General features: G+C 32.8%; 1 protein-coding gene. It reads left to right on the forward strand.

The genetic code is table 11. The annotated features are described in order from the left end of the window. Positions 1-108 precede the first annotated feature (108 nt). Positions 109-521, forward strand: a 413-nt coding sequence (locus tag KA878_RS14070; protein ID WP_210142267.1) for a flavodoxin domain-containing protein, incomplete at its 3' end; no start/stop codon positions are given.

The following is a 521-nucleotide window of genomic DNA, read 5'->3' on the forward strand; positions in this document are numbered from 1 at the left end:
TAAGTAATCTAATTAAGAGATTTATTAATCTTTTTTAGTATAAATCAGACTATTCCCATAAGAATAGTATTTAAAACTTAAATAATTGGACAGGATGAGGTGACATCTTTGGAATTATCAGTAACAAATAGCCCTTTTAATCAAGAGCAGTCAGAAAAGTTAAATCAAGTATTTGCAACACTTACAAATGAACAAAAGATTTGGTTGAGTGGTTACTTATCGGCGTCAGTCGTACAAGGTGGTCAAGCAAGTGCACCTGTAGTTGAGCAATCTACAGCAGTGAGCGGTGAACCTAAGTTTAAGAAGAGAGATATTACAGTATTGTTTGGTTCTGAAACAGGTAATGCTCAAGGTTTAGCTGAAACGTTAGAAAGTAAATTAAAAGAAAAATCATTCAATGTCAATCTTGCATGTATGGAAGATTTTAAGACTAAAGATTTAAAGAAAATAGAAGATTTATTTATTATCACAGCGACTCATGGAGAAGGAGATCCACCAGATAACGCAATTACGTTCCATGA

Origin of the sequence: Staphylococcus sp. GDY8P57P, from assembly GCF_017892585.1 — a bacterium.
Lineage (GTDB): Bacteria > Bacillota > Bacilli > Staphylococcales > Staphylococcaceae > Staphylococcus > Staphylococcus borealis.